General features: G+C 67.0%; 9 protein-coding genes and 1 pseudogene. 7 read left to right on the plus strand and 3 right to left on the minus strand.

All coding sequences use genetic code 11. The annotated features are described in order from the left end of the window. The 3 genes and pseudogenes from HLA95_RS26475 to HLA95_RS26485 all read left to right on the plus strand — a co-directional run. A pseudogene (locus HLA95_RS26475) lies at nt 1-253 on the plus strand (hypothetical protein); the annotation flags it as partial. A 16-nt stretch (nt 254-269) separates the two neighbouring features. Then, nucleotides 270-659, plus strand: a complete 390-nt coding sequence (locus HLA95_RS26480) for a response regulator (protein WP_222185031.1) — start codon at nt 270-272, stop codon at nt 657-659. 603 nt (nt 660-1,262) lie between these two features. Further along, entirely contained in the window at nt 1,263-1,748 is a 486-nt protein-coding gene (locus tag HLA95_RS26485) for an EamA family transporter (protein ID WP_191060389.1), read from the plus strand. 151 nt (nt 1,749-1,899) lie between these two features. Here the strand turns inward: HLA95_RS26485 and HLA95_RS26490 are convergent, their stop codons facing one another. After that, nucleotides 1,900-2,670: an MBL fold metallo-hydrolase gene (locus tag HLA95_RS26490; protein WP_191060388.1), complete on the minus strand. Its 771-nt coding sequence runs from the start codon at nt 2,668-2,670 to the stop codon at nt 1,900-1,902. Between the two features lie 166 nt (nt 2,671-2,836). Beyond that, complete coding sequence (locus HLA95_RS26495) at nt 2,837-3,607, minus strand: glutaredoxin family protein (protein ID WP_191060391.1); 771 nt, start codon at nt 3,605-3,607, stop codon at nt 2,837-2,839. Nucleotides 3,608-3,720: 113 nt separating this feature from the next. Between HLA95_RS26495 and HLA95_RS26500 the strand changes: the two genes are divergently transcribed. The 4 genes from HLA95_RS26500 to HLA95_RS26515 all read left to right on the plus strand — a co-directional run bounded on the left by HLA95_RS26500 (nt 3,721) and on the right by HLA95_RS26515 (nt 5,540). Beyond that, a complete protein-coding gene (locus HLA95_RS26500) occupies nt 3,721-4,101 on the plus strand; it encodes a MerR family transcriptional regulator (RefSeq protein ID WP_191060387.1) in 381 nt (126 codons plus the stop codon). A 279-nt stretch (nt 4,102-4,380) separates the two neighbouring features. Then, the gene (locus HLA95_RS26505; protein WP_191060386.1) at nt 4,381-4,575 is read left to right on the plus strand and encodes a hypothetical protein; all 195 of its coding nucleotides are present in this window, start codon (nt 4,381-4,383) and stop codon (nt 4,573-4,575) included. Between the two features lie 74 nt (nt 4,576-4,649). Beyond that, on the plus strand, nt 4,650-5,027 hold the full coding sequence (locus HLA95_RS26510) for a hypothetical protein (protein ID WP_191060385.1): 378 nt from the start codon (nt 4,650-4,652) through the stop codon (nt 5,025-5,027). Between the two features lie 123 nt (nt 5,028-5,150). Continuing rightward, the gene (locus HLA95_RS26515) at nt 5,151-5,540 is read left to right on the plus strand and encodes a hypothetical protein (protein WP_191060384.1); all 390 of its coding nucleotides are present in this window, start codon (nt 5,151-5,153) and stop codon (nt 5,538-5,540) included. A gap of 76 nt (nt 5,541-5,616) precedes the next feature. On the opposite strand, the gene HLA95_RS26520 is transcribed toward HLA95_RS26515, so the two are convergent. Next, nucleotides 5,617-5,799 (minus strand): hypothetical protein, encoded by a 183-nt coding sequence (locus HLA95_RS26520; RefSeq protein ID WP_191060383.1) that lies wholly within the window; start codon nt 5,797-5,799, stop codon nt 5,617-5,619. Between the last annotated feature and the right edge of the window lie 114 nt (nt 5,800-5,913).

The following is a 5,913-nucleotide window of genomic DNA, read 5'->3' on the forward strand; positions in this document are numbered from 1 at the left end:
CGCGGTCAAGCATGGCGCCCTGTCCGTGCCGGGCGGCCGGGTGCGGATTGGCTGGACGCTCGGCGGTGCGGCGGGCGACCAGCACTTGGCGCTGCACTGGCGGGAGGAAGGCGGGCCACCGGTGGGGGAGCCGGCCGCCCGCAGCTTCGGCACACGGCTGATCGACGCGGCGGCACGCGATCTGCACGGAAAAGTGGAACTAGCGTTTGCCACCACCGGTTTGCAGGTCGAGATGACCCTACCGATGCAGTGAGCATCAGGAGTGACAGGTGCCTGGCAGAACAGCTCCAGAGGCACCGTCCAACAGCCTGCTCGTACTGGTGGTCGAGGACGAGTTCCTGCTCGCCATGGAGCTGGAGGCCATCATCCTGGCACAGGGCTGGCGGGTGCTGGGGCCGGTGACCAGCGTCGAGGAAGCGCTCGACCTGCTGGGCACCCGGCTTCCGGACGTGGCCGTGCTCGACGTCAACCTCCATGGCGTGATGGTTACACCGGTGGCGGAAGCGCTGGCGCGGCAGAACATCCCGTTCGTGCTGACGACCGCCTACCAGCCGTCGCGGCTGCAGGGCAGCGTGGTCCTGGCCGAGGCGGTCAATGTCGGGAAGCCCGTGGGCGAGCGCCGCCTGGTCCAGGCGATCGTGCAGGTGATGCGCGCCTAGCGGTCCGCCGGCTGCGCCGGATGGATCATCCCATGTCCGTGCCCTGAGTTTCCATAATCCATCGACCCTGGGGCAGGATGGGAAGAGCCGGAAAGTAGGGGCCACCGGGCGGGACAATCGTCCGTACCACTGGCCGGTGCGGGACTTTGCCGAGCGCCTGATCATCTTGTCTGCAACGGCGGCATCCGACTGGTGCGCGCCGTCCGGTTGAGACCCGGTCCGCCTGCCCAGACTGGACAGTGCCCAGCACGGCGTGCTGGAGCGGCATAGAGTTTGGCAGCACGGCCCTGCCGTCTGTGCCTTCTGCCCTCAGAGGATGTTGGATGAACACGGCAGGTCTTGCCGCCGCCCTCGGCGCCGTCGCCATTTATGCGGGCATGTTCGCCGCCGGCCGGGCCGGTGCCTGGGACGGCCTCAACGGCTATGACCAGACCGCGATCCGCTTCGCCGTCACGACGGTGTTGGTGCTGCCCTTCCTCTGGGCGGCCATCATGCCCGCCGTACGGCGGATCGGCATCGGGCGCCTGTTCGCCCTCTTCGTCCTGAACGGCGCGCCCTACAGCGCCGTGTTCCTCGGCGGGCTGGTGTTCGCGCCGGTCGCCTATGGTGCCGCGCTGGTGCCGGGGCTGCAGCCGGATCGGCATCGGGCTGTTCCTCCTGGCGAGCGCCATGTGGGGCACCTACACCGTCGCGCTCAAGACCTGGGCGATCGAGCCGCGCGAGGCATTGGCCACCAATGCCCCGCTCTCGGCTCTGCTCTACCTGCCGGTCTATCTCCTGTGGCAGGGGCCGGAGGCGGTTCTGGCCGCGCCCGCGTCGGCGGTCCTGCTGCAGGCGGTCTACCAGGGCGTGCTGGTGGGGCTGGTCGCGCTGATCCTGTTCACCGTGGCGGTGAAGACGGCCGGCAGTGCCGCCGTCGCTGCCCTGGCCCCGGCCATCCCGGTCCTGGCAACCCTGATCGGTTGGGCGGTCCTGGGCGAGCGACCCAACGGCTCCCAGTGGGCCGGGCTCGCCATCGTCACGATCGGGCTGCTGGTCGGCACGCTCTGGCCGATGCTCAAGGCCCGCCAGCAGGCGGCGGTTGCCTGAGCCAAGCCCGCCGCTTGCCCTGCTTCAGGCCGGGAGGATCGGCAGCGCCAGGATGATCACCATGTCGGCGAGATGGGCCAGCGTGCCCTGGTCAGCCAGCCGTCAGGCCGCCGCGGCCTCGGGCAGGAGCGCCTCGTGCGGATGGAATACCTCAAAAGGCGTAGGCCTCATCGTCCTCCGGCACGAGCAGACGGTCGGTCATGCCGGTCTTCTCCGAGAAGACGCGCAGCTCGGCGCGGGTCAGGGCAGAATGGTTCACCGCCTCCATATGGCTGGCGATCAAGGTCGTCCGCGGCGCCGCGTCGTAGACCTTCCTGACGTCCCCGGCATTCATGATGATCGAGCTCAGCCCAGGAACCTGCGCATCGCCTGCGTTGAGCACGACGACGTCCGGATCATGGGCGGCGAGGCTCGTCTTCACATGGTCATTCCAGATCGTATCACCGGCAAGGTAGAGAACCTTCTCGTCCGGGTGCTTGAAGACGACGCCGCAGACCTCGCCCAACAGCTCCCCGGCCACCGCCAGGGCTTGGTCCGAGCCATGCTGGCCGGGGGTCTTGATCAGCGAAACGCCACCAAAGGCTGTGTCTTCGGTCAGGATGCGGACGTCGCGGAAGCCCTGCGAGTGGATCAGCTCCGCGTCCTTCTCATGCTGGGCAAACAGCGGCAGGTGCTTCGGCACCAGCTTGACCGCGGCCTCGTCCCAGTGGTCCGCGTGCGTGTGGGTCACGATGACCGCATCGACGCCGAGGATGTCATCCATTGGGGTCCGCAGTGGGAGGCGCGGGCTGCGAATGTGGCTGTTCAGCGTGCCCTCGAAGCCGGGGTAGGCGTCCTTCTCGGCCAGATAAGGATCGATCAGGAACTTCACGCCGCCGAAGTCGAGGCGCAGCGTCGCGTTGCGGATCTGTTTGATCTTCATGGTGATCTTTCCTGCTTGTCGTCGATGTGGAAAGGCTGCCGATGTGCACCCTGGTCACATAGTTGGCGCCATAGAGATCCAACTCAGCCTGCCAGCCACAGACCGCGGAGTCGCCGCGGAAGACATGGGTGAACTCCTGGAAGCTGACCGGGCGCAGCGCGCTTGGTTACATCGCGTGGCCCACACCGATCGGCAGGCCGAACGCGACGAGTGCCATCCACACCGCCATGGCGACCATCATCAGGTTCTCAGTGAGCGAGATGAACCCGAGGGGAACATTGCTCGATCCGCCGACGCAGGCGCACTTGAGCTCGCGGCGGTCGATGTAGACGGCCTTGAACACCGAGACTGCGCCCACGCTCCCGATAAACAGGGCGATCGGCACCGACAGCCAGGTGAGCGCACCAGCGACCATCAGCACGCCCGCCAGTCCTTCGGCGAACGGATAGAGGTAGCTGTACGGCACCCACCGCTTGGCGAGCAGGTCATAGTTCAGGAACATCGTCGCGAAGCTCTCGATGTTCTGGAGCTTCAGCAGCGCCAGCACGACCATCGAGAAGCCGATGAACCACTCGGCTGCACGGACGGTGAACACGCTCCCTGTCACGGCATAGCCTGCCGCCATCGCCATGAGCGCGGTCATGGCGAACAGCGCGATGACCGGGCGGTAGCTCGTCGCCTTCGGGTCTGCGACGGACTTGCCGAGGAACCGGCGCAGGTCGTCGTAGCCGCCAACGCGCTCGCTATCCATGAAGATCTGGGGCGTCGTCGCCACGCCGTGCTGCGCCTTGAAGGCGTCGGTCTGCTCGCGGGTGGTGAGGTGGTGGTCCTCGACCTCGTAGCCGGACCGCTCCAGCAGGTGCTTGGCCTTGAGACCGTAAGGGCAGGTGTGGTGCGGCATCACCATGCGGTGGATGACCGCCTTCTTCGCCACCATGGGGCGGCTCGATGCAGGAGAAAGGGTGGTGGTGGCCGACATGTTCGGTCTCCTTGAGATCCGGTCGGCATGAATATAGGTTCCGTACCGTAGTACGGAGTCAAGGGGTCAACATGCTCACCATCGGCGAGTTCGCCGCCGCAGGGAGTGTCGGGGTGGAAACGATCCGGTTCTACCAGCGCAGGGGCCTGCTCCGGACGCCTGCGCGCGAAGGTGGGATCCGGCACTACGGCCAGGAGGACGTGCGCCGCCTGCGGTTCATCCGGCAGGCGCAGGCAGCAGGCTTTACGTTGGAGGAGATCCGGGAGCTCTTAGAGCTGGATGCGGGCGAAGATCGCCGCCGGGCCCGCGAGCTTGCGACGGCCCGCGTCGCAGCCCTCGACGCCAAGATCGCCGAGCTTCAACGGGCTCGCGATGCGCTAGGGCGACTGGCGCGCGAGTGCGGGGAAGGGAGCACCGGGCCATGCCCGATCCTGGCTTCCTTTGATGTTTGACGCGAGCAAAGCATCCAGGCGAGGCTCGCCGGTTATTCCGGCGCCAAGCCAAGGGGCTCTCCAACCCAACCAAAGTGTATGGAGGCTACCGACCCCATAAACTGCTTGGCCTCGACGACCGAGGGCGGGCGTCATCGCAAGAGCTTGTCCGAGCCGCTGCCCACCCCCGACCGCGAACCCAGGCCGGATGAACCGGCTGGGCGAGGATCCGGTCGATCGCAGCCAATACGGTCGGCTGGCGGTGCCGGGCGGTCGGACGGGGTGGCAGGGGTGCGGGCCATGCAGGAGGCCTACCAGCGCGCACACACCGGCCGGATGTCGACCGGCAAGCTGGGGTGCCAGGGAAGTGCGCCCAAAGTGCTGGTATCCGGCCTCGGCAGTCGTCCCGGCCGGGAGCGCGGTGACAACTTCCATGCCGGCACAATTCACTTGCGCTGGCTGGCGCATAAATACTTTTCGGCACCGGCCGGTTGAGATCGGCACGTTGACCATGGCCGCACCTGAGCGCAGTCTGTCCGAATCGATCCGTGGCCACAGGGAGCGCCACCATGACCGTCATCTCGATGGACGGTACCGACCCGGCCAGCTGGGACCCGCAGCTCGACGCGGTGACCGCCGCCCCCGCGCACCATCAGGTGCTCTACGAGGACGAGCTGATCCGGGTGGTCTCGGTCAGCATCGCGCCCGGTGTCCAGGAGCCGGTGCATCATCACCGCTGGCCGTCGGTGTTCGTGATCGACCGGCTGCCCAGCCGGATGCGCGACTTCAATGGCGATGGCCAGGAGATCCCGCTGCCGGTCGAGGTCGGCGCCGAGCTGCCGCTGGTGGTGAAGTTCCCCCCGCAGCCGGCGCACTCGGTGCGCAACGAGGACGACGTACCGTTCCATGGTACCCGGATCGAGTTCAAGCAGGGCTTCCCGGGCTAGCGATCCTGGCCGGTGCGCGATGGTTGAGATCGCGTGGTCGGCTGGCATGGACGGCTGTCCCTTGGCACACTGCCTGACCGACCCACTCTGATGGCGCAGTCGGTGATTTTCCGAGGTGCCACGATGTTTCACGATGATGAATGGCGGGAATTCATCCGCGTCCTCAACCATCGGATGAGCAGCGAGAAGCGCAGCATGACCGATGACGAGATGCGGCAATGGCGCGACATGGTCGGCAAGCGCTTCCAGGGCGAGGTGCCGCAGCCGCCCGACCCCTGGGCCAAGCTGCCGTCCCATCGCGAGCACCAGTGGACGATCCAGCACCGGGTCGACAAGGAGCTGTTCTGGACCGACGGTGGGTACTGGGAGGTCTGGGGCCACCATACCCTGCACCGGCCGGAGCGGGAGCGGATCGAGCGGGAGCTGGCGCGTGTCCAGGCCGAGGAGCCGGAGTTCCCCGGCCAGCTCGTGCCGGTCGAGGTCACCTACCAGATCGGGGCGGCCGAGGGATGAGCGCCGGCACCAAGAGGGCACCGAAGAGCGGGTTCAGCAACACCTGCCTCCGCGGTTCCGACCAAGACCAGCGCCCTCATGTTTCGTCGGTATGCACGGTCACGCGCAACGCGGCCCGGGTCCGCAGTTCCACCTCGTGAGCGATCGGTCGCCATGCGGCATCCAGCAAGGAGCCGGACGGCGCGTCGGCCCCCACCGGCTCGCGCGCGGCCGCATCGTCGGTTTTGTTCGGCAGGGCCACAACATCGTCGTCGGGCATCGAAAACCTCCTGCGCCGTGCGAGGCTGCGCGTCCTGGCGCTCAGAGCCTGTTTGAGAATGGGTTGCTGAGCCAGAACGGCTGTGGTGGAAGCTCGGGATGTGGACCCGAGAGA

Origin of the sequence: Geminicoccus harenae (genome assembly GCF_019800005.1) — a bacterium.
GTDB lineage: Bacteria > Pseudomonadota > Alphaproteobacteria > Geminicoccales > Geminicoccaceae > Geminicoccus > Geminicoccus harenae.